This window comes from Raoultibacter timonensis, from assembly GCF_900240215.1.
Classification (GTDB): Bacteria; Actinomycetota; Coriobacteriia; order Coriobacteriales; family Eggerthellaceae; genus Raoultibacter; species Raoultibacter timonensis.
This window is the reverse complement of record NZ_LT964679.1, coordinates 1479567-1500963: the sequence shown is the minus strand read 5'-3', so window position 1 is coordinate 1500963 and position 21397 is coordinate 1479567. Positions and strand designations below refer to the sequence as shown.

Sequence of the window (21397 nt, the reverse complement as noted above, 5' to 3'; positions counted from 1 at the left end):
ATGGCCGAAAAGAAGAGCGATCTTTCGCGCGCGTTCAAGGAGGACGGCGCGCTCAAGACGCACGTGGGCGGCCAGGCGCTCATCGAGGGCATCATGATGCGCGGCAAGTACAATTGGTCGGTTGCTGTGCGCGAGCCGGGCGGCGACATCTACACCGAGGAGCACGATCTCAATTCGGGCAAGCAGAAGAACGGCTGGATGTACAAGCCGCTCGTGCGCGGGTGCCGCGCGCTCGTGGAGTCGCTCGTGCTCGGCTACAAGGCGCTCGAGATCGCCGCGCTCCACGCGTTCGCGGAGGAATCCGACGAGAAGGAAACCGACAAGGCGATGCTGGGCGACGAGTCTGCTCGGGCGGCGGAGCTCGCCGAAGCAGACGGGGAATCCTCGGGCACGGCGGCTGTCGATGGCGCCGTGGCGAAGGCGGATGCAGTATCCGATGCCGATGCCCCGCTCGGTGCCGACGGCGAAAAACCCTTCTCCTGGAAAGACGATTTCGGACGTCCCGATACGATGATCGACGCCTTGGGCGCGCAGGCCGAGCTCAAGGTCGAGCGTATCGAAGAGTCGGCTGGCGCGCGCGAAAAGCGCGCCGAGGAGATGGCCGCCGCCGAGGGCGCGCTGCTCGAAGGCGAGTTCTTTGAGTCCGATCGGGAGCAGAAGAAGTCGTTCATGGACGAGGAGGTCGAGTTCGGCAAGAAGGAGATGGCCATCTCGATGGTGCTCGGACTCGTGCTCGGCGTCGTGCTGTTTATCGTGGCCCCTGCTTTCATCACCAACCTCATCGTGGGCGAGTACGATCAGAACACGCTTCTGTGGAACGTGGTCGACGGCCTGCTGCGCGTGGCGGTGTTCGTGTTCTACATCTGGCTGATCGGTCGGATGGGGGAGATCAAGCGCATGTTCGGCTACCACGGCGCCGAGCACAAGACGATCCACTGCTATGAGCACGGCCTTCCCCTCACGCCTGAGAACGCGCGGAGCTTTCCGCGCCTGCACGTGCGCTGCGGCACGGCGTTTCTCATCATGGTCATGGTCATCGCGATCATCGTGTACACGATCACGCCCCTGAACGCGCTCATCGCTGCGCTCGGTGTACCCGACGGTGCGCCGAAGCTCATCCTGGTCATCTTCGTGCGCATTCTGCTTATGCCCGTGATCGCCGGCATCTCCTACGAGATCACGGTGAAATGGGCGGGCAGCCATCCCGACAATCCGCTCGTGAAGGTCATATTGTGGCCGGGCATGCAGATGCAGTACCTCACCACGAACGAGCCCGACGACGGTCAGATCGAATGCGCTATCGCGGCCATGCAGCTCGTGCTGGAGCGCGAGCGGGCCGAGGAAGCCGCGCTCAAGGGCGAGGCGGCGCCGAGCGAAAGCAAGCAGGCGGATGAAGCCGTTGCCGTGCGGGAGCCTGCCGAGGTTCGCGCCTGACATGCGGGTTCGCCCGATCCCGAGCGCGAGATGGCGGCGGACTGGGTGACCGAGGTTCGCGCCTGGCATGCGGGTTCGTTCCCGCGCAAAGCTCGCATGCGACGGTGAGCGTTTGCCTGCGGGAAAACCCGTGCGACGCGCGGGCTGCTGCGGAAGCGAGGGCTCGCGTCTGACGGCGTCCGTTACATGTACGAGGCGATCTTGCGCGCTTCGGCGAGGTCTTTCGCGAAGCGCGCCGCGTTCTTGGCGGGCAGCCCGTCGCGGTTGAGCCAGATGGGTTCGATGCCGAGCGAGGCGGGGCAGCGGTAGTCCCCGTCGACCGAATCGCCGATATGGACGACTTCGTAGGTCTTCAAACCGGTCTGATCGAGGGCGTAGCGGAATATCCGCGGGTCGGGCTTCGCGTAGCGCGCCTGCTCGCTGGTGAACACGCCCGCGCACGCGATGCCGTGGGCGGCCATTGCGGCTTTAACGTATTTGTCATCGCTGTTGGTGACGAGGTACACGGGCACATCGACGCTTTCGAGAAAGGGTTTCGCGTCGTCGTACAGCGGCGGTGCGCACCAGTGCTCCACCATGAGATCGCACAGTTCGGCGGGATCCTCGTCGGCATCGAAGCGCTCGACGGTCTCCTCGAAGCTCTTGAGCGCAAGCTCGTACTGCGGGCGGTAGGCGTCGCCCGAGAATTCGTCCATAAGCCGGTGGAACGAACGGTGCCAGTACCTGACGATGTCTTCGGCGCGCTCGGCGTTCCCGCTTTCGAAGACGCGGTTGATAACCTCGTAGGACTTCGGTCCGTTCTCGTGGACCAGCGTACCGTAGAAATCGCAGAACACCGCTTTAACCATTGCCATCCTTCCCTCGGTGCGACCTTTCGCATTGTACGATAAGGGCGCCGATCCGCAAAATCGACGCTGCGCGAGCTCGATCGGCGCTGCCGTCCGAGAGCGCCCGCCTATGCGGGGCAGCTGGTGGTTGGCTGGCGTTTTACTGCGTCGAACGGACGCGTGTCGGTTCTGGCTGTGCAGCAAAGGTGAATCTGGCAGAAAATTCGACCTGTGTCAATTATGGAACCAGCTACCATGCTATCGATACGGCAAATCTTCGAGAAATGCCTGGTCGCAAATTTTGCATGTCGTGAGCGGCAGATACTTACCCTATTATATTTTGACACAGGTCAAATTTTCTGCCAGATTCGGGCATCTCGCGGCTAAACCGCCATCGGAGTACGTCCTTTCGAAGCGCGAGATAGCTTTCGGGCGTTGCGGGGCCGTCGGCGGCGGTTTGCAACGGTGGGTGATTTTTCGAAAACCGCCGTCGCCGCGCGCCAACAAGGGCAGTATCGGCATTGGCTTAACGACGGGAGATCGACAACGGGAGCTAGCGAAGGGGTCCCTGAGCAGCGCCTGCATCGGGGGCGTCCCGATTCGGCAACGTAACCGTCAAGCCGCCGTTACCAAACGTGTTCCCTTGCAGCGCTACAATACGTCCATGCATTTTCGCTGTTTGGCGGCATGCCGCGTTTGGAGGCGGCTGCCGCGATTGCGGCGGTTTCGCCATACGGGCGTGTCGGACGAGTGTACGGGAGCAACCATGATATCAGTTCGCAACATTACGAAGAACTTCGGCAGGGTCGAGGCGCTCAAAGGCGTTTCGCTCGAGGTCGAAGAGGGGGAGAAGGTCGTCGTCATCGGCCCGTCCGGCTCGGGCAAGAGCGTTCTCATCCGCTGCATCAACGCTTTGGAGGTACCCGATTCCGGGGAGATCGTCGTCGACGGCATGAACCTTTCCGACCGCAAGGTGAATTCGCGCGCGCTGGCGCGCGAGGTCGCCATGGTGTTCCAAAGCTACAACCTCTATCCCCACAAGACCGTGCTCGAGAACGTAACGCTCGCGCCCGTGAAGGTGCTCAAGGTGGATAAGGCGGAGGCCGAGAAAACCGGTCGCGCCTACCTCGAGCGCGTGGGCCTTTCCGACAAGGTCGACAAGTACCCCGACCAGCTTTCGGGCGGCCAGCAACAGCGCGTGGCCATCGCCCGCGCCCTCAACATGCATCCCAAGATCATGCTGCTCGACGAGCCGACGAGTGCGCTCGACCCCGAGATGGTGCAAGAAGTGCTCGACGTCATCAAATCGCTCGCCGAAACGAACATGACCATCGTGATGGTCACCCACGAGATGGGGCTCGCGCGCGAGGCGGCCGACAAGGTCGTATTCATGGAGAACGGACTGGTCGTCGACCAGGGCACCCCCTCCCACATATTCGACGAGACAGGCAACGAGCGCATCCAGAGCTTCCTGTCGAAGATTCTCTAGGTGATGCGCATGCTGACCAGGAGAGATTTCATACGTTTTTCGGCGCTCGCCGCAGGAGCCATAGCCGTCGGCGGGGGCCTTGCGGGATGCGCGAGCGGTGACGTGCTGCGCGTGGGCACTAAGATCGACGTGCCGGGCTTCGGCTTCCAGAACCCCGAATCGGGCAACATCGAGGGCTTCGAGGTGGACATCGCCCGCGAGCTCGCCGCCCGCATCAAGGGCGACCCGAACAAGCTCGAAGTGACGGGCGTGAACGTGACCACCCGCGGCATCATGCTCGACAACGGCACGCTCGATGCGACGCTCGCCACCTTCACCATCACCGAGGCTCGCAAGAAGAGCTACAACTTCTCGCAGCCGTACTTCACCGACCACATCGGCGTGCTCGTGAAGAAGGATGCGGGCATTACCGAACTCGCCGACCTCGACGGCAAGACCGTCGGCGTGGCTTCGAGCGCGACGACGCGCGACAAGCTCACCCAGGCGGGCGACGAGATCGGCATCCACATGCAGTTCGCCGAGTACGCCACCTACCCCGAGATCAAGATCGCGCTCGTGACGGGGCGCGTCGACGCGTTTTCGGTCGACCGTTCGATACTCATGGGCTATCTCGACGATTCGACGATGCTGCTCGACGCGCAGTTCGCGCCGCAGGAGTACGGCATCGCCACCAAGAAGACCAACACCGAGCTGGCCGGGCAGATCGACGATGCGCTCCAGGACATGATGGACGACGGCACCCTTGCCGCCCTCGAAGAGAAATGGGGGCTCGAAGATGCTTGATGCGTTCGCACCGTTCAAATGGGAGGCGCTGTTCGCCCGTTGGCCCGAGATCCTCTCGGCCTTCGGCACGACGGTTCTCATATCGTTTTTCGCGCTCATCCTCGCGCTTGCGCTCGGCGTGATCTTCGGCGTGCTATCGGTTTCCCGCTTCGCGCCTTTGCGTGCCATCACGCGCGTCTACGTGGAAGTGGTCCAGAACGTGCCGTTGCTTCTGCAGGCGTTCGTGTTCTACGCGCTTCTGCCGCTCATCGGCATCAACATGACCACCATGTACATCGGCATCTTCGCCATCGGCATCTACCACGGCGGCTACATCTCCGAGGTTGTGAGAAGCGGTATCGGGTCGATCCATCGCGGGCAGTTCGAGGCGGCGAAGAGCCAGGGCTTCAGCTACTGGCAATCGATGTTCATCATCATCCTGCCCCAGGCCATGCGCATCATCCTGCCGCCTTTGGCCGTGCAGGCCGCCAACCTCGTGAAGAACACCTCGATTCTGGCGTTCTTCGTGGGCGGTGAGATCATGTACTTCTCCAACTCGTTCGCTGGATCGACGAGCTACTACGGCCCGGTGTATTTGGTGGCGGCGGTGCTGTACTTCATCATCTGCTTCCCGCTTTCGCGCTTGGCGCTGTACCTCGAGCGGCGCACTCGCTCGCACAAGCACGTGACCACGGGCGATGCGACCGAGCACTTGGCCACCGACCCCACCGAGGTTACGCCTGGCTCGCACGACATCACCGGCCATACGGCTGCCGAGAGCTTGGCGGCGGGCATCCAGACGATGCATGAGACCGTCGACATCGCGCCTGCGGTCGTGGCCCCCTCGCCGCGCCACCCGCTCCACGTGATCGTCGATCCGAACGACCCCGATTCGATCCGCCGCGCCTATCCGATCACCGGGCGGCGAGCTGCCGAGATCGCCGACGAGATCGGACGCGAGCTGCAGCAGCAGATCGAGGACGAGTGCGACGGCGACGAAGCGTGCATGCGCCGCAAGACNGCACGGCGGCGACGGCGGCTCCGCCTCGCGCGGCACCGACGGACGAGGGGAGGCGAGGTAGCTATGGCAGAGCTCTTTACCTGGATCAACATGCGGTTCTTGCTGCAGGGCCTCGGCATGACGCTCGTCATTTCGGCCATCGCGATCGTGTGCTCCATCGTGCTCGGCACGGTCATCTCGATCATGCGTACCTCGAACAACCGCGTGCTCTCAGCCATCGCGACGGTGTACATCGAGATTTTCAAGAACACGCCGTTGCTTCTGTGGATCATGTTCACGTTCTTCGTGGCCCAGCTGCCGCCGCTTGGGGCAGCGGTGCTCGCGTTCACGCTCTTCACGAGTGCGAGCGTTGCCGAGATCGTGCGCGGCGGCCTGGCGAGTGTGCCGTTCGGCCAGTACGAAGCGGCTAAGAGCCAGGGCTTCTCGATCGTGCAGACTTACGTGCTCATCATCCTGCCGCAGGCGCTGCGCAACATGATTCCCGCGCTGCTCTCGCAGTTCGTGACCACCATCAAGGACACGAGCTTCCTCTGGGGCGCGATGGCGGTCCAAGAGCTCATGGGTCGCGGCATGATCCTCATGAACAGCTACAACTCAACCGAGCAGATCTTCGCGATCTTCGGCATCATGGCCGTGCTGTACTTCATCGTGTGCTTCACGCTCTCCCAGATCGTGCGCGCCTACCAGCGCAAGCTCAAAAGGGAGCGCACGAGCTAGCCGCGCTGCCTGGAATCAAGCCAGTCGCCAAGCACCGCTCGGGCATTCCGGGCGGTGCTTGGCGTTTCTGCACGTATCCACCTACCGAGTGCGGGCTGGGCTTCGGCCGATGTCCGCGAAGGGCTTTCGTGCGATGTTTTCGAATGTGAAAACACCTTCTCTGACGGCATAAAGCCTGGTCGCGATTTTCGAAAGAGCGATTTTGCGTGCAAAATCGTCGCACGAAAGCCCTTCGCGGACAGCGAGCGGTGCGCGGCAGGCGGCTGGTGATGGGCGATGTGCAGCGAACGATGCGCTGCAGGTGATGCGCCGCGTCCGCCGCGTTGGGGTGACGATCGGGGCCTACGCCGCCTGGTCGAGGTACTGCTCGGCGTATTGCAGGTAGGGGAGGTAGGCCTGTGCCGTTTCGGGGATCTTCATGGTGACGTTTTGGCCGTAGGCGTTGACGGTGATGTACTCGGGGTCGTCGTAGTAGGTGATCGTGCCGTCGAGGCCGGCGTAGCTGCCCGAAAGCGAGCCCAGCTCCTCGGCGCTGTTCGGAAGCACGGCTGCCTCCCAGTTTTGGATGTCGAGGCTGTAGACGATCTGCGCGCAATCGGCCTCGCTCAAGCCAGTTGCCGCCGAGATGGTGTCGAGGTTGTCGTGAAGGGCGTTGGCTGCCTTGTCCTTGAGGCCGCTCATGTCGATGAAGGCGTTCATGCTGGCGGCCTTCACGCCGGCCAACGGGTCGTTCTCGTCGGACGAGGCCACCGAGGGAACGAACACGATGACGAGGATGCCGACGATGAGGAGCATGATAAGCCCGGTGAAAGCTGCGATGACTTTTTTCACGGTGTGCTCCTTTCGAGTCCGGCCCTGTACGGTTTCTGACGGGTGCCGCCGCTAGTGCATGTATGCGTCGTCGATGCTGCTGTTGTTTCCGGGATGCGTTCTGGCTGTGTTTGGCAGGTCGACGGCTTCCCGTGCGTCTAGGGTAATCCAAAATGGAGCGATCCACGAAATGTGCGCCGTATCTTCAACGGGTGCGGACAACATCTCTACGGATTAACCAAAACTACCCGATAAAAAACAATGCTGTCACACGGCTCGAAAATCGTGTATGCTAACAAACTGTTTTGGCTCCGCTGGTGTACCCGCCGTCCAGATTCGATCGGAATCGGCGTGTCCGGACCGAAGCGAGCACCATCCCCGCACACGTAAATAAACGAATGGGGCATCGTGTGGACGAGAGCGCCGGACGGTATCCGGCCGCAAGAACAGGAGGAACCGCGTGAAGCTGGTTGTAACGGAGAAGAACGACGCGGCCCAGAAAATCGCCGACTTGCTCGGTGCGAGCAAACCTAAAGCCGATAAGGTGTATTCGACGCCGGTCTATCGGTTCGAGCTCAACGGGGAGGAATGGGTGACGATCGGCCTGCGCGGCCATATCCTCGAACCCGATTTCGCGCCGTCGCTCGTGTACAAGAAAACCAAGGGCTGGCAGGGCGTGACCGAGGAAGGCGAGGTTATCCCCGCTGCGATTCCTGCGACGCTCGCCAAACCGCCCTTCAAGAAAAAGAAGCCCTTCACGACCGACGGCGTCGAGCTCAAGGCGTGGAAGATGGAGGCGTTGCCGTATCTGGTGTACGCACCCATCGAGAAGCTCCCCAAGGAAAAGGAAATCATCCGCAGCCTCAAGAACCTTGCGAAGAAGGCCGATTCCATCGTGATCGCCACCGACTTCGACCGCGAGGGCGAGCTGATCGGTTCGGATGCTCTCTCCTGCATCCAGGAGGTCAACTCGACCGCACCCGTCTCGCGCGCCCGCTATTCGGCGTTCACCAAAGAGGAGATCACCACCGCGTTTTCGAACCTCGTCGAGCTCGACACCGACCTCGCGTCGGCCGGTGCGTCGCGTCAGGACATCGATCTTATCTGGGGCGCCGTGCTCACGCGCTACCTCACGCTCGTGAAGTTCGCCGGCTACGGCAACGTGCGCTCGTCGGGTCGCGTGCAGACGCCCACGCTCGCCCTCATCGTGGCGAGGGAGCGGGAACGGCTCGCGTTCGTCCCCGAAGACTACTGGGTCATCAAGGGAGCGTTCGGCGAAGGCGACGATGCGTTCGAGGCGCCCCATGAAACCGCGCGCTTCAAGGTGGAGTCCGAGGCGCAGGCCGTCATGGCCCACATCGAGGGCAAGACCTCGGCGGTGGTGGCGTCCATCGAGAAGAAGAAGCGCACGGTTGCGCCGCCAGCCCCCTTCAACACCACCTCGCTCATGGCGGCGGCCTCCGCCGAGGGGCTCTCGCCCGCGCGCACGATGCGCATCGCCGAGAGCCTGTACATGGACGGCTACATTTCCTATCCCCGCGTCGACAACACGGTGTATCCCTCATCGCTCGATCTGGCTGAGACGGTGCAGAACCTTGTGGGCAACCCCGCCTACGCGCCGTACTGCAAGGAGCTGCTCGCCAAGGGCAAGCTCACGGCGACGCGCGGCAAGAAGGAAACGACCGACCATCCGCCGATCTACCCCACGAACTCGGCGACGCCCGACGATCTGCCGGCTGCGGAGTACAAGCTCTACAACCTCATCGCGCGGCGCTTTCTGGCCACGCTGTCCGAAGCCNCCCCACACGCCCCAAGAACGCACACCGCGCCCCCGCCCGCCACAGGCCGGCCCACCCCCCCCAGGGGGGGGGGCGTTTGGGGCCTGGAACCAAAACCGCCCCGCCACTCGATCATCGAGCGCCTCTACGCCGTCAAGTACATCATGAACGATCCGATCGAGCCGTCGCAGCTCGGTATGGCGGTCTGCGACGCGCTCGACAAGTTCGCGCCGCACATCACGCATCCCGAGATGACGGCCGAGCTCGAAAGCGAGATGGACAACATCGCAGCGGGCTCGACCTCGAAAGACGTGGTCGTCACCAACTCGCGCAACCTCCTCTCCGAGCAGCTCGGCGAGCTGATTCCCCATTCGGAAGAGGTCAAGGAGGCGCTCGCCGATGCGGTGGCTGCCGACGCCTACATTGGGAAATGCCCGAAATGCGGCAAGGATCTGCAGCTGCGCGCATCGCAGAAGACCCGTTCGATGTTCATCGGATGCTCGGGATGGCCCGATTGCGATGTGACCTACCCGGTGCCCAAGGGCAAGGTGGAGTCGGTCGAGGAGCCGTGCCCGACATGCGGTATGCCCCAGATCAAGGTGACCGCATTCCGTTCGAAGCCGCGGACGCTCTGCATCGATCCTGCGTGCGAGACCAACCAGGAGCCCGATGTCGAGGTGGGCGAGTGCCCTGCCTGCAAGGCGGCAGGCAAGACCGCGAAGCTCATCGCGCAGAAGAACCCGCGCACGCTGAAGCGCTTCATCCGCTGCGAGAACTACGAGGAGTGCAACACGGGCTATCCGCTGCCGCAGTACGGCAAGCTCACCGCCACCGACGAGGTGTGCGAGCACTGCGGCGCGCCGATGGTCATCGTCACGACGAACCGAGGCCCCTGGAAGCTCTGCCCGAACTTCGACTGCCCGGGCAAGGAGCAGGACAAGGACAAGGGTGCGAAAAAGGGCGCTTCGGCGAAAAAGGGCACGAAGAGGAGCACCGCGAAGAAGAAATAGCGGTACAATTCTGTATCGATAAGAACCGAAAGGCGGATGCTTTGGTGCTTCCGCCTTTCTCGTCATGGGCATGCGCCCTGACGGCTGTTGGCAACACGAACCCAGAGGAGCGATACAATATGCCCAAGGTAACCATTGTCGGAGCAGGCAACGTCGGAGCGACGGCGGCCCACATCATCGCGTCGAAGAACCTTGCCGACGTCGTGCTCGTCGACGTCGCGGAGGGCCTGCCCCAGGGTAAGGCGCTCGACATGATGCATATGCGCAGTGTCGAGAAGTTCACGGTTTCCGTTACCGGCACGAACGACTACGAGGCCACGAAGGATTCCGACGTGGTGGTCATCACCGCAGGCATCGCCCGCAAGCCCGGCATGACGCGCGAGGATCTGCTCGGCGTGAACGCCGGCATCATGTCCTCGGTCATCGACGCCGCGCTCGAGGCGTCTCCCGATGCCGTCTACATCTGCGTGACGAACCCGCTCGACGTGATGACGTACCTTGCGTACAAGAAGTCGGGCTTGCCCGTAAACCGCCTCATGGGCATGGGCGGCGTGCTCGACTCCTCGCGTCTTTCGTTCGCCGTGTGCGAGAAGCTCGGCTGCATGCCCGAAGACGTGGTCGCCTGGGCGCTCGGCGCGCACGGCGAGGGCATGGTGTGCTGGCCGCGCTACACGACGGTTGAGGGCACGCCCATCACCGAACTCATGAGCGAAGACGACGTGGAGGCTGTCGTCGAGCGCACGGTCAAGGGCGGTGCCGAGGTTGTGGCGCATCTCAAGACCGGCTCGGCCTACTATGCGCCCGGCGCCTCTATCGCCAAGATGGTCGAAGCCATCCTGACAGACAGCAAAGAGGTCATGAGCGTGTGCTCCTACATCGACGGTGAGTACGGCATCAAGGACCTCTACATGAACATCCCGACCCGCCTCGGCAAAAACGGCGTCGAGGAGATCGTCGAGTTCGATCTGACCGACGACGAGCTTGCGAGCCTGCAGGCTTCGGCCGAGAGCGTGCGCGCGGGCCTTGCGAACCTGCCCGAATAGGGAGCAGCACGTGGCCAGAACCATCACAGCGCACGAGGTGGCCGATGCGGTATACGCGGCCATCCCGCGCCTTGCATGCGTGCTGCCGCCCGATGTGCTCGCCGGTCTTGAGGCAGCGCGAGAGGCGGAAGGCGATCCGCGCGGGCGCATCGTGCTCGACCAGCTCGTGGAGAACGCCCGCATTGCAGAGCGCGACCAGGTGCCCCTTTGCCAGGATACAGGAACGGTGTGGGCGAGCCTTGAGATCGGCCCCGACGTGCTCGTCGCAGGCGACGTGCTCGCGGGCGTCGACGATGCGGTCGCCCGTGCTTACGACGAGGCCCTGCTTCGCAAGTCGGTTGTCGGAAACGCGATCTTCGATCGGACGAACTCGGGCGACAACACCCCGGCGTTCACCGATATCCATCCGGTTTCCGAACCCGGCGTCGCACGGCTGCACATCATGCTCAAGGGCGGCGGTTCGGACAACGCGAGTCGCGTGGTCATGCTCGTTCCCGGGGCGGGCAGGGCGGGCATCGTCGACGCGCTTGTGGACTGCGTGCGGGAGAAGGCGGCCAACGCCTGCCCGCCGCTCGTTATCGGTATCGGCATCGGCGCGACGTTCGACAAGGTGGCGGGGCTCGCGAAGCGCGCGCTCATGAGGCCGATCGATGCGGACGCCCCCGACGAGGAGACGAGGGCTCTCGAAGGGGGGCTGCTTGCCGCCGTCAACGCGACCGGCATCGGAGCCGCCGCGCTCGGCGGTGCGCATGCGGCGCTCGCCGTACGCGTGGAGACGGCTCCCTGCCACATTGCAGCGCTGCCCCTTGCGATCAACATGGGGTGCTCGGCTATGCGGAGGTGCACCGTTGATCTGTAGGAACCTGCCGTGCGGCGGCGTGCATATCTTCAAAAGCCCGTTATGCGGAGGTGCGTATGAACTATAGGAACCTGACGCTGCCGCTTGCTCGCGAAGACGCTGCAAGCTTGAACGCGGGCGATGCCTGCAAGCTGTCCGGCCCGATGTACACGCTGCGCGACGCCGGCCACATCCGCCTTATCGCCGAACTCGAGGAACGGGGATCGCTTCCCTACGGGCTTTCCGGCCAGACGATCTTCTATGCGGGCCCCACGCCGCCGGCTGCGGGCAGGCCGTTCGGTGCCGTGGGACCGACAACCGCTTCGCGTATGGACTTTGCGGCTCCCGACCTGCATCGGGCGGGAATCGTGGCTACCGTTGGCAAGGGCGTGCGCTCGGCGGCGGTACATGAAGCCTGCAAAGAGACCGGTTCCGTTTATTTTGTGGCGTGCGGCGGCGCTGCCGCGTTTCTGGCGCGCTGCGTGGAAAGTTCGGAAACCATAAGCTATGATGAACTTGGTACGGAGGCGCTTCGCCGCATCGTGGTGAAGGACTTCCCGGTATTCGTGGGCATCGACGTCCACGGCAACGATATCTACTCGCTGTAATCAGCGGTTTACAAGAGGAACGCATTCGTGGAGCAAGGGAAACGACATGACGGGGCGCATGCCCCCGGTATCTTCATAACGTTCGAGGGAGGCGAAGGCGCCGGCAAATCGACGCACATCCGCTTTTTGGCCGAAGCGCTCGAGGAGCACGGCCGCGAAGTGCTGTGCCTGCGCGAACCCGGCGGCACGGCGGTCGGCGAACAGCTCCGCTCCATCGTGCTCGACCCCGAAAACGCCGCGCTGTCCGACGAGGCGGAGCTGCTGATCTACGAGGCGGCCCGCGCTCAGATCGTCTCGGAGGTGATCGCTCCTGCGCTTGCGCGGGGCGCCGTGGTGCTGTGCGATCGGTTCTACGATTCGACGATCGCCTACCAGGTGTTCGGCCGTGGGCTCGACCGTTCGTTTGTGGAATCGGCCAACGAGTTCGCCTGCCAGGGCGTCCATCCCGATCGTACCATCCTGCTCACCGTGGGGGATTCTGCCGAGAAAGGCTTGGAGCGCGCTACGCACCAAAGCGCAGCCGATCGACTCGAGCTCGAAGGCGGAGCGTTCCATTCCGAGGTCAATGCGGGCTTCATGGAGATAGCCGCCTCCGAACCCGATCGCATCCGCATCGTGGTTTCGGCTGACAGGAAGTCGGATACGGCACGCAAGGTGTTCTCGGAGCTGTCCGACATCTTTGCATGGATGGCCGATCCCGCAGTGGCCGATGCGGCGTTCTTCAGCAAAATCGACAAGGGCTATTACGGCAATAAGAAAGCATCCGCGTCCCCTGCTCGCGAAGCCGAGCGGACCTGCGGGCGGTGATCGGATATGGCTGACGCGTTCGAGAACATACTCGGCCAGCCCCAGGTGCGCGAGTTTCTGCGCGCCACGATAGCGGGCGGCAAGGTGAGCCATGCCTACCTGTTCACCGGTCCCGCCGGATCGAACAAGACGCTTGCGGCCTATGCGTTCGCCCAATCGATACTCTGCAGCCAAACGGGGTGCGGCGAATGCGACTGCTGCCAGCGGGTCATGCGCAAGAAGCATCCCGACGTGCGCTATTTCGCCCCGGGGGGTGCAGGCGGCTACCTGGTCGATCAGATTCGCGATATCGTGGCCGATACGTCGCTCGCGCCGATCCGCGCGCATAAGAAGGTCTACATTCTCGACCGCGTCGATCTGCTGGGATCCTCCTCGGCCAACGCGTTCCTCAAAACGCTCGAAGAGCCTCCCGACGACGTGGTGCTCATCCTCTTGGGCCGTACGCGCGAAAGCGTGCTTCCGACCATCGTGTCGCGCTGCCAGGTCGTGCCATTTCGCCACATTCCGGCAACGGAGGCTGCGGGCATCCTCATGCAGAACACCGGCTCGACGAAGATGGCCGCCGAGATCGCGATACAGGCCTGCGACGGCTCGATCACCAAGGCGATCGAGTTTCTGAAATCGAACGAGCGCATGACGTTTCGGTCCCGTATCCTCGAGGTCCTCTCGTCGCTTGCGCTTGCCGACGATTGGGACGTTCTCACCTACGCCGAGGATCTTGTGGTCCGTGCGAAGGCGCCGCTCGACGTGGTGCGCGCCTCTCAGGAGGAGGAGCTCGCCGAATCCGCCGACTTCCTTGCGAAATCGGCGATCCGGCAGATCGAAGCGCGCAACAAGCGGGCTCTCACCGCGAAGAGCTTCGAATCGCTCCGCCAGATGACCGCAATCATACGCTCGTGGCTCCGCGATGTGCTGGCGGTATGCGCGGGCGTGCCCGAACTTGTCATCAACGCCGACGTGCGGGCAAGCATCGAAGAGGCCGCTGCGAGGACCGACGAGGCTCGTGCTGCGGCGGCGCTTGCGGCCTGCGTCGAAGCCGACAGGGCGTTGACGTATAATGTATCACCTGAAACATGCCTCGATGCGTTGCTGTTCGAGATAAGGAGTACCCTCTATGGTACGGGTAGCACCCATAAAGCTGCAGTATAATCCGAGGACCCTGTGGTTCGATCCGCAGAACCTCGAGATCGGCAAAGGCGACCCGGTCGTTGTGAAAACGGCTCGCGGCACCGAATTCGGCCATGCCGCCGACGACATCATCGAAGTCGAGGAAGCCGATATCAAGAAGCTCAAAAGCGAGCTCAAGCCCGTGGTGAGAATCGCAAGCCCCGAAGACGAGTCGAAGGCCGCTGAGATGCAGCGGAAATCCGACGAGGCCCTGCCCGTGTTCAAGGAGATGGCCGCCGAGGCGAGCGAGGACATGCATCCGGTGTCAGTCGAGTACCTGCTCGACGGCGATAAGGCCGTATTCTATTTCGAAGCCGAAGAACGCGTGGACTTCCGCGACCTCGTGCGCAAGCTCGCCTCGCATTTTCATGTGCGCGTCGACATGCGCCAGATCGGCGTGCGCGACGAAGCCCGCATGGTGGGCGGCTTGGGCCATTGCGGCCAGGAGCTGTGCTGCAAGCGGCTCGGCGGCGAGTTCTGCCCTGTCTCGATCCGCATGGCCAAGGAGCAGGACCTCTCGCTGAACCCCCAGAAGATATCCGGCGTATGCGGCCGCCTCATGTGCTGTTTGCGCTACGAGTTCGATGCGTACAAGGAGTTCAAGTCGCGTGCTCCCAAACAGAACGCGATGATCGAAACACCCGAGGGGCCGGCGAAGGTCGTCGAGCTCGATATGCCCAAGGAACTTGTGAGCCTGCGTACCCAGGAGGGTAAAACCGTCAAGATCCCGCTTGCCGAGATGGATACGATCGACGGCGCTACGAGGCCCAACTCGGTGAGCGCCGACGTATTCGACGCGTACGCGAACCGCACGGTGCTCGATGCGCTTACCGATTCGCTGCTCATCACACCGCACTTCACGGGCGAGGACAAGCTCGGCGATGCGAAGGCGCGCAAATCGTCGAAGGGTTCCAAGAGCCGCTCGGGCGCATCGAAGCAACGCAAGGGTTCCGAGCCGGCACCCGAAACGCGCAAGCCGCGCCGCAGACGTTCGACGACGGTGGGCGCCGATGGCGAATCTTCGGCGGGCGAAGCCAAGAAGCAGAGCGGGTCGGGACAGCAGAAGAAGCGTTCGGGTCAGAGAAAGAAGCAGGGCCAGGGGCGCGGACAGAACCAGAGCCAGAACCAAAATCAGAACCAGAGCCAAGGGCAAAGCCAGAACAAGGGGCAGCAACCCAAGAAGCAAGGCCAGCGCCAAGCGAACAAGCAGGGCCAGCGCCAGGGCCAGGGTCCCCGTCCCGGCCAGAAGTCCTCGGGCCTGCGCAACGCCGAAGGCGCGCAGGCCAAGAATGCGCCCAAGCAGCAACCGCGCACTCATTCGGACGGGGGCGAAGGAGCCCATCGCAAGACGAGGCGGCGCAGCCACAAGGCCGGAAGCGGCGAGGGAGGAAACCCTGCGGGAGGCGGCAATGAATAGCGGCGAATCCTACGAATACGCGCTTCTGACCGACCTCTATCAGCTGACGATGGCGCAGGGCTACTGGGAGTCCGGCAAAACCGACGACATGGCCTGCTTCCATATGTACTTCCGCGAAAACCCGTTCAAGGGCGGGTTCGCGATAGCGTGCGGTATGGCTCAGCTCGCCGAAATGGTGGAGACGTTCTCGTTTTCGGATGACGATATCGAATACCTCGCATCGCTGCCGGCTCCGGGCACCGGGATGCTCTTCGACCCCGCGTTTCTCGAGTACGTGCGCGCGCTCGAGCTCGATGTGGACATCGATGCGGTGCACGAGGGTACGGTCGTGTTCGCGGGCGAGCCGCTCGTGCGCGTCATGGGCCCCANTTGCGCCGCCAGCCCCCTTCAACACCACCTCGCTCATGGCGGCGGCCTCCGCCGAGGGGCTCTCGCCCGCGCGCACGATGCGCATCGCCGAGAGCCTGTACATGGACGGCTACATTTCCTATCCCCGCGTCGACAACACGGTGTATCCCTCATCGCTCGATCTGGCTGAGACGGTGCAGAACCTTGTGGGCAACCCCGCCTACGCGCCGTACTGCAAGGAGCTGCTCGCCAAGGGCAAGCTCACGGCGACGCGCGGCAAGAAGGAAACGACCGACCATCCGCCGATCTACCCCACGAACTCGGCGACGCCCGACGATCTGCCGGCTGCGGAGTACAAGCTCTACAACCTCATCGCGCGGCGCTTTCTGGCCACGCTGTCCGAAGCCGCCGTCGTCGAGGGTACCAAGGTGGGCCTCGAGGTCGGGGGAGAGATGTTCGTCGGCCGCGGCGATGTGCTCGTGAAACAGGGCTTCCGCGCCATCTACCCCTATGGCCTCAAGAAGGACGAGCAGATGCCCGCGCTCGCGGAGGGCCAGTCGATCGCGTTCGGNGTCGCCTGGGCGCTCGGCGCGCACGGCGAGGGCATGGTGTGCTGGCCGCGCTACACGACGGTTGAGGGCACGCCCATCACCGAACTCATGAGCGAAGACGACGTGGAGGCTGTCGTCGAGCGCACGGTCAAGGGCGGTGCCGAGGTTGTGGCGCATCTCAAGACCGGCTCGGCCTACTATGCGCCCGGCGCCTCTATCGCCAAGATGGTCGAAGCCATCCTGACAGACAGCAAAGAGGTCATGAGCGTGTGCTCCTACATCGACGGTGAGTACGGCATCAAGGACCTCTACATGAACATCCCGACCCGCCTCGGCAAAAACGGCGTCGAGGAGATCGTCGAGTTCGATCTGACCGACGACGAGCTTGCGAGCCTGCAGGCTTCGGCCGAGAGCGTGCGCGCGGGCCTTGCGAACCTGCCCGAATAGGGAGCAGCACGTGGCCAGAACCATCACAGCGCACGAGGTGGCCGATGCGGTATACGCGGCCATCCCGCGCCTTGCNTCCAAAGTTGACGACAGCATCCTGTTTCTGGAAAGCTTTATCGGCCCCGTTATCGGCAGTCATGTCGGCCCGGGGATGATCGCCGTGGTATTCTGGGGATACGATCAACGCGAGGAAATGTCGGTTGCCGATAAGATCGCGCGTAGGGTTAAGGGAAACTAACGCTCGGCTATCGGGTCGAAGCGATGTAAGGGGTGCGATGATGGGCAAGACGTTTGTGTTCGCGGGCGATACCGCTATCGGGGCCGTGCTGGCCGACAACTTGGTGAAAGCCGGATACGAGGCCGCTTGCGATGTCTCCTCCGCCGACGTGGTTTTCACGTTCTGCGCTTCGCAGACCGATCTCGAGGACGTGTACTTCGATTCCGAAGGACTTGTGCAGATCGCGGGGAAAGGGGCCTGGCTCGTTGATTTGAGCCCCTCGACGCCCGGTTTCGCACGTGAGCTCAACGCCGTTGCCATCGTGAGCGAACTGCATGCCATCGAAGCGCCGCTCGCCGTGCGCGATGCGACTATCGAGCGCGCCTACTCCGACGCCGCGAACCTCATCTGCTTCGTCGCATCCGAAGACGAAGCAGAGATCGCCGAAATCACACCGATGCTTAAGGCGCTTGCCGGCACGGTCGAGCCGACCGGTACGCCCGGGTCGGCGCAGCTAGCCCGCGCGACGCTCACGCTCAATACCGCATCCCAGCTCGTTTCGGTCATGGAGGCCGATGCGCTGTGCCGCGCCTCGGGCGCGCAGAGCTCGGGCGCATTCCGTTTCGCCCGAGAGCAGGGATTCATCACCGAGGCGGCGGCGCGGCTCTACGGCGCCGTAGTCGAAAAGCGCTTCATGGGCGAGTATTCGGTGCGCATCTGCATGGCGGAGCTTTCCGCCGCGCTCATGGCTGCCGACGATATCGATCTTATCCTGCCGGGAGCCGAGGCCGGCTTGCACCTGCTCGAGCTGTTGGCGGTCATCGGCGGTACCGATATGGCGGTTTCGACGCTCAGCCTCGTGTACGGCGAGGAAGCGGCCTGCGCAGCGCAGGGCCTCGATTGGACGCGAGCCGAGCAGGCGTACGGCGATANTGCCCGAACTTGTCATCAACGCCGACGTGCGGGCAAGCATCGAAGAGGCCGCTGCGAGGACCGACGAGGCTCGTGCTGCGGCGGCGCTTGCGGCCTGCGTCGAAGCCGACAGGGCGTTGACGTATAATGTATCACCTGAAACATGCCTCGATGCGTTGCTGTTCGAGATAAGGAGTACCCTCTATGGTACGGGTAGCACCCATAAAGCTGCAGTATAATCCGAGGACCCTGTGGTTCGATCCGCAGAACCTCGAGATCGGCAAAGGCGACCCGGTCGTTGTGAAAACGGCTCGCGGCACCGAATTCGGCCATGCCGCCGACGACATCATCGAAGTCGAGGAAGCCGATATCAAGAAGCTCAAAAGCGAGCTCAAGCCCGTGGTGAGAATCGCAAGCCCCGAAGACGAGTCGAAGGCCGCTGAGATGCAGCGGAAATCCGACGAGGCCCTGCCCGTGTTCAAGGAGATGGCCGCCGAGGCGAGCGAGGACATGCATCCGGTGTCAGTCGAGTACCTGCTCGACGGCGATAAGGCCGTATTCTATTTCGAAGCCGAAGAACGCGTGGACTTCCGCGACCTCGTGCGCAAGCTCGCCTCGCATTTTCATGTGCGCGTCGACATGCGCCAGATCGGCGTGCGCGACGAAGCCCGCATGGTGGGCGGCTTGGGCCATTGCGGCCAGGAGCTGTGCTGCAAGCGGCTCGGCGGCGAGTTCTGCCCTGTCTCGATCCGCATGGCCAAGGAGCAGGACCTCTCGCTGAACCCCCAGAAGATATCCGGCGTATGCGGCCGCCTCATGTGCTGTTTGCGCTACGAGTTCGATGCGTACAAGGAGTTCAAGTCGCGTGCTCCCAAACAGAACGCGATGATCGAAACACCCGAGGGGCCGGCGAAGGTCGTCGAGCTCGATATGCCCAAGGAACTTGTGAGCCTGCGTACCCAGGAGGGTAAAACCGTCAAGATCCCGCTTGCCGAGATGGATACGATCGACGGCGCTACGAGGCCCAACTCGGTGAGCGCCGACGTATTCGACGCGTACGCGAACCGCACGGTGCTCGATGCGCTTACCGATTCGCTGCTCATCACACCGCACTTCACGGGCGAGGACAAGCTCGGCGATGCGAAGGCGCGCAAATCGTCGAAGGGTTCCAAGAGCCGCTCGGGCGCATCGAAGCAACGCAAGGGTTCCGAGCCGGCACCCGAAACGCGCAAGCCGCGCCGCAGACGTTCGACGACGGTGGGCGCCGATGGCGAATCTTCGGCGGGCGAAGCCAAGAAGCAGAGCGGGTCGGGACAGCAGAAGAAGCGTTCGGGTCAGAGAAAGAAGCAGGGCCAGGGGCGCGGACAGAACCAGAGCCAGAACCAAAATCAGAACCAGAGCCAAGGGCAAAGCCAGAACAAGGGGCAGCAACCCAAGAAGCAAGGCCAGCGCCAAGCGAACAAGCAGGGCCAGCGCCAGGGCCAGGGTCCCCGTCCCGGCCAGAAGTCCTCGGGCCTGCGCAACGCCGAAGGCGCGCAGGCCAAGAATGCGCCCAAGCAGCAACCGCGCACTCATTCGGACGGGGGCGAAGGAGCCCATCGCAAGACGAGGCGGCGCAGCCACAAGGCCGGAAGCGGCGAGGGAGGAAACCCTGCGGGAGGCGGCAATGAATAGCGGCGAATCCTACGAATACGCGCTTCTGACCGACCTCTATCAGCTGACGATGGCGCAGGGCTACTGGGAGTCCGGCAAAACCGACGACATGGCCTGCTTCCATATGTACTTCCGCGAAAACCCGTTCAAGGGCGGGTTCGCGATAGCGTGCGGTATGGCTCAGCTCGCCGAAATGGTGGAGACGTTCTCGTTTTCGGATGACGATATCGAATACCTCGCATCGCTGCCGGCTCCGGGCACCGGGATGCTCTTCGACCCCGCGTTTCTCGAGTACGTGCGCGCGCTCGAGCTCGATGTGGACATCGATGCGGTGCACGAGGGTACGGTCGTGTTCGCGGGCGAGCCGCTCGTGCGCGTCATGGGCCCCATCATGCATTGCCAGTTGCTCGAGACGGCCCTGTTGAATTGCGTGAACTTCCAAACGCTTATCGCAACGAAAGCGGCTCGCGTCTGCCTTGCGGCGGGCGATGCGCCGGTGGCGGAGTTCGGGCTGCGCCGCGCCCAAGGTGCGGGCGGCGGCCTTTGGGCGAGCAGGGCTGCCGTTGTGGGCGGCTGCGCTTCGACGAGCAACGTGCTTGCGGGCAAGCTCTACGGCATCCCCGTTTCGGGTACGCACGCCCATTCGTGGGTCATGTCGTTCTCGTCCGAGCTCGAGGCGTTTCGAGCCTATGCGAAAGCGATGCCCGAGAACTGCGTGCTGCTCGTGGATACCTACGATGTGAAGCAAGGGATCGAAAACGCCGTAACGGTGGGTCTCGAGATGCGGGAGCGAGGCGATAGGCTCGCCGGCATCCGCATCGATTCGGGCGACCTTGCGTGGCTTTCCAAGATGGCGCGCGCCCGCCTCGACGAAGCGGGCCTGTCCGACTGCGGCATCGTGCTTTCCAACGATCTCGACGAGTATACGATCCAATCGCTGCGCGACCAGGGTGCGAGTGTTACGTCGTACGGCGTGGGCACCAAGTTGGCGACCGCCTACGATCAACCGACGCTCGGGGGCGTGTACAAGCTGTCTGCTACGAAGAACGCAGGCGAGGCCGTATGGCGCGATCGCATCAAGATCACCGAGCAGGCGGCCAAGCTCACCGTTCCCGGCGTACTCGACGTACGGCGCTACTACCATGAAGACGGGCGCCTTGCGGGCGATATGGTATTCGACGCGAACCATGGCGTTTCCGAACGGGAGCTCATCGTCGACCCCTCTGATAGCCTGCGACGCAAGGTTCTTTCGGGCAAGCGCTTCGAAACGCTGCTTGCGCCCCTCGCGCGCTCGGGGAAGGCCGTGCTCGAGGCGGGCGACCGCGATGCCATGAGCGCTCGCGAGCGCGCGTTCGCCCAAGTGGCCACGCTCGATGAGAGCCAGAAGCGCATGCTCAACCCGCATTCTTGCCCCGTCGGTCTGGAATGTGGTCTTTTTGAGCGTCGAAACAATCTGGTTGTGCAATTGCGGGGCTTTGAGTAGTTTTAGGGGAAGCGCTTGCGCATCGGATCGGACCCCGGTCCGAGGTTCGATGGGCGGT

Annotated in this window: 16 protein-coding genes and 2 pseudogenes; 16 read left to right on the top strand and 2 right to left on the bottom strand. The window is 63.1% G+C overall.

Features of this window, described 5'->3' with window-relative positions:
- Complete coding sequence (locus C1722_RS06690) at positions 1 to 1434, top strand: DUF1385 domain-containing protein (RefSeq protein WP_102378548.1); 1434 nt, start codon at positions 1 to 3, stop codon at positions 1432 to 1434.
- Between the two features lie 182 nt (positions 1435 to 1616).
- Here the strand turns inward: C1722_RS06690 and C1722_RS06685 are convergent, their stop codons facing one another.
- Complete coding sequence (locus tag C1722_RS06685; protein WP_180995068.1) at positions 1617 to 2282, bottom strand: HAD family hydrolase; 666 nt, start codon at positions 2280 to 2282, stop codon at positions 1617 to 1619.
- Positions 2283 to 3027: 745 nt separating this feature from the next.
- Between C1722_RS06685 and C1722_RS06680 the strand changes: the two genes are divergently transcribed.
- From C1722_RS06680 to C1722_RS17350, 3 genes are read left to right on the top strand one after another with little or no spacing between them, the layout of a single operon-like run.
- Positions 3028 to 3750, top strand: a complete 723-nt coding sequence (locus C1722_RS06680) for an amino acid ABC transporter ATP-binding protein (protein ID WP_102378546.1) — start codon at positions 3028 to 3030, stop codon at positions 3748 to 3750.
- Positions 3751 to 3759: 9 nt separating this feature from the next.
- Positions 3760 to 4533 carry a transporter substrate-binding domain-containing protein gene (locus C1722_RS06675; protein WP_102379566.1) on the top strand — a complete coding sequence of 258 codons (774 nt, stop codon included), beginning with the start codon at positions 3760 to 3762 and terminating at the stop codon, positions 4531 to 4533.
- The gene (locus C1722_RS17350; RefSeq protein WP_244902470.1) at positions 4526 to 6250 is read left to right on the top strand and encodes an amino acid ABC transporter permease; all 1725 of its coding nucleotides are present in this window, start codon (positions 4526 to 4528) and stop codon (positions 6248 to 6250) included. Before C1722_RS06675 ends, C1722_RS17350 begins: the two co-directional genes overlap by 8 nt.
- A 342-nt stretch (positions 6251 to 6592) precedes the next feature.
- On the opposite strand, the gene C1722_RS06660 is transcribed toward C1722_RS17350, so the two are convergent.
- On the bottom strand, positions 6593 to 7081 hold the full coding sequence (locus tag C1722_RS06660) for a hypothetical protein (RefSeq protein WP_102378545.1): 489 nt from the start codon (positions 7079 to 7081) through the stop codon (positions 6593 to 6595).
- Between the two features lie 439 nt (positions 7082 to 7520).
- Between C1722_RS06660 and C1722_RS06655 the strand changes: the two genes are divergently transcribed.
- The 12 genes and pseudogenes from C1722_RS06655 to C1722_RS06585 all read left to right on the top strand — a co-directional run bounded on the left by C1722_RS06655 (position 7521) and on the right by C1722_RS06585 (position 21339).
- Positions 7521 to 9848: a DNA topoisomerase gene (locus tag C1722_RS06655; protein ID WP_102378544.1), complete on the top strand. Its 2328-nt coding sequence runs from the start codon at positions 7521 to 7523 to the stop codon at positions 9846 to 9848.
- 119 nt (positions 9849 to 9967) lie between these two features.
- Positions 9968 to 10891, top strand: coding sequence for a malate dehydrogenase (gene mdh / locus C1722_RS06650; RefSeq protein ID WP_102378543.1), 924 nt, complete (start codon positions 9968 to 9970; stop codon positions 10889 to 10891).
- Positions 10892 to 10901: 10 nt separating this feature from the next.
- Positions 10902 to 11750 carry a fumarate hydratase gene (locus C1722_RS06645; protein WP_102378542.1) on the top strand — a complete coding sequence of 283 codons (849 nt, stop codon included), beginning with the start codon at positions 10902 to 10904 and terminating at the stop codon, positions 11748 to 11750.
- A gap of 56 nt (positions 11751 to 11806) precedes the next feature.
- Complete coding sequence (locus C1722_RS06640) at positions 11807 to 12337, top strand: fumarate hydratase C-terminal domain-containing protein (RefSeq protein ID WP_102378541.1); 531 nt, start codon at positions 11807 to 11809, stop codon at positions 12335 to 12337.
- A gap of 27 nt (positions 12338 to 12364) precedes the next feature.
- Positions 12365 to 13144 (top strand): dTMP kinase, encoded by a 780-nt coding sequence (gene tmk, locus C1722_RS06635; protein ID WP_102378540.1) that lies wholly within the window; start codon positions 12365 to 12367, stop codon positions 13142 to 13144.
- A 6-nt stretch (positions 13145 to 13150) separates the two neighbouring features.
- Positions 13151 to 14293: a DNA polymerase III subunit gene (locus C1722_RS06630; RefSeq protein ID WP_102378539.1), complete on the top strand. Its 1143-nt coding sequence runs from the start codon at positions 13151 to 13153 to the stop codon at positions 14291 to 14293.
- A complete protein-coding gene (locus C1722_RS06625) occupies positions 14259 to 15728 on the top strand; it encodes a regulatory iron-sulfur-containing complex subunit RicT (RefSeq protein WP_102378537.1) in 1470 nt (489 codons plus the stop codon). The genes C1722_RS06630 and C1722_RS06625 overlap by 35 nt, the downstream gene beginning before the upstream one ends.
- Positions 15721 to 16041: pseudogene (locus C1722_RS06620) on the top strand (nicotinate phosphoribosyltransferase); the annotation flags it as partial. The gene C1722_RS06625 and the pseudogene C1722_RS06620, both read left to right, overlap by 8 nt.
- A 58-nt stretch (positions 16042 to 16099) precedes the next feature.
- A pseudogene (locus tag C1722_RS17825) lies at positions 16100 to 17074 on the top strand (DNA topoisomerase); the annotation flags it as partial.
- Positions 17075 to 17349: 275 nt separating this feature from the next.
- Positions 17350 to 18351, top strand: a complete 1002-nt coding sequence (locus C1722_RS06600; RefSeq protein ID WP_102378538.1) for an NAD(P)-binding domain-containing protein — start codon at positions 17350 to 17352, stop codon at positions 18349 to 18351.
- A gap of 56 nt (positions 18352 to 18407) precedes the next feature.
- Positions 18408 to 19877, top strand: coding sequence for a regulatory iron-sulfur-containing complex subunit RicT (locus tag C1722_RS06590; RefSeq protein WP_102378537.1), 1470 nt, complete (start codon positions 18408 to 18410; stop codon positions 19875 to 19877).
- The gene (locus C1722_RS06585; RefSeq protein WP_102378536.1) at positions 19870 to 21339 is read left to right on the top strand and encodes a nicotinate phosphoribosyltransferase; all 1470 of its coding nucleotides are present in this window, start codon (positions 19870 to 19872) and stop codon (positions 21337 to 21339) included. The genes C1722_RS06590 and C1722_RS06585 overlap by 8 nt, the downstream gene beginning before the upstream one ends.
- Positions 21340 to 21397 lie beyond the last annotated feature (58 nt).

Bases quoted from the DNA above. Each gene is read 5' to 3' on its own strand.
- C1722_RS06690 (WP_102378548.1), top strand. From the start codon at position 1: ATGGCCGAAAAGAAGAGCGATCTTTCGCGCGCGTTCAAGGAGGACGGC.
- C1722_RS06685 (WP_180995068.1), bottom strand. From the start codon at position 2,282: ATGGTTAAAGCGGTGTTCTGCGATTTCTACGGTACGCTGGTCCACGAG.
- C1722_RS06680 (WP_102378546.1), top strand. From the start codon at position 3,028: ATGATATCAGTTCGCAACATTACGAAGAACTTCGGCAGGGTCGAGGCG.
- C1722_RS06675 (WP_102379566.1), top strand. From the start codon at position 3,760: ATGCTGACCAGGAGAGATTTCATACGTTTTTCGGCGCTCGCCGCAGGA.
- mdh (WP_102378543.1), top strand. From the start codon at position 9,968: ATGCCCAAGGTAACCATTGTCGGAGCAGGCAACGTCGGAGCGACGGCG.
- C1722_RS06640 (WP_102378541.1), top strand. From the start codon at position 11,807: ATGAACTATAGGAACCTGACGCTGCCGCTTGCTCGCGAAGACGCTGCA.
- C1722_RS06630 (WP_102378539.1), top strand. From the start codon at position 13,151: ATGGCTGACGCGTTCGAGAACATACTCGGCCAGCCCCAGGTGCGCGAG.
- C1722_RS06625 (WP_102378537.1), top strand. From the start codon at position 14,259: ATGGTACGGGTAGCACCCATAAAGCTGCAGTATAATCCGAGGACCCTG.
- C1722_RS06590 (WP_102378537.1), top strand. From the start codon at position 18,408: ATGGTACGGGTAGCACCCATAAAGCTGCAGTATAATCCGAGGACCCTG.
- C1722_RS06585 (WP_102378536.1), top strand. From the start codon at position 19,870: ATGAATAGCGGCGAATCCTACGAATACGCGCTTCTGACCGACCTCTAT.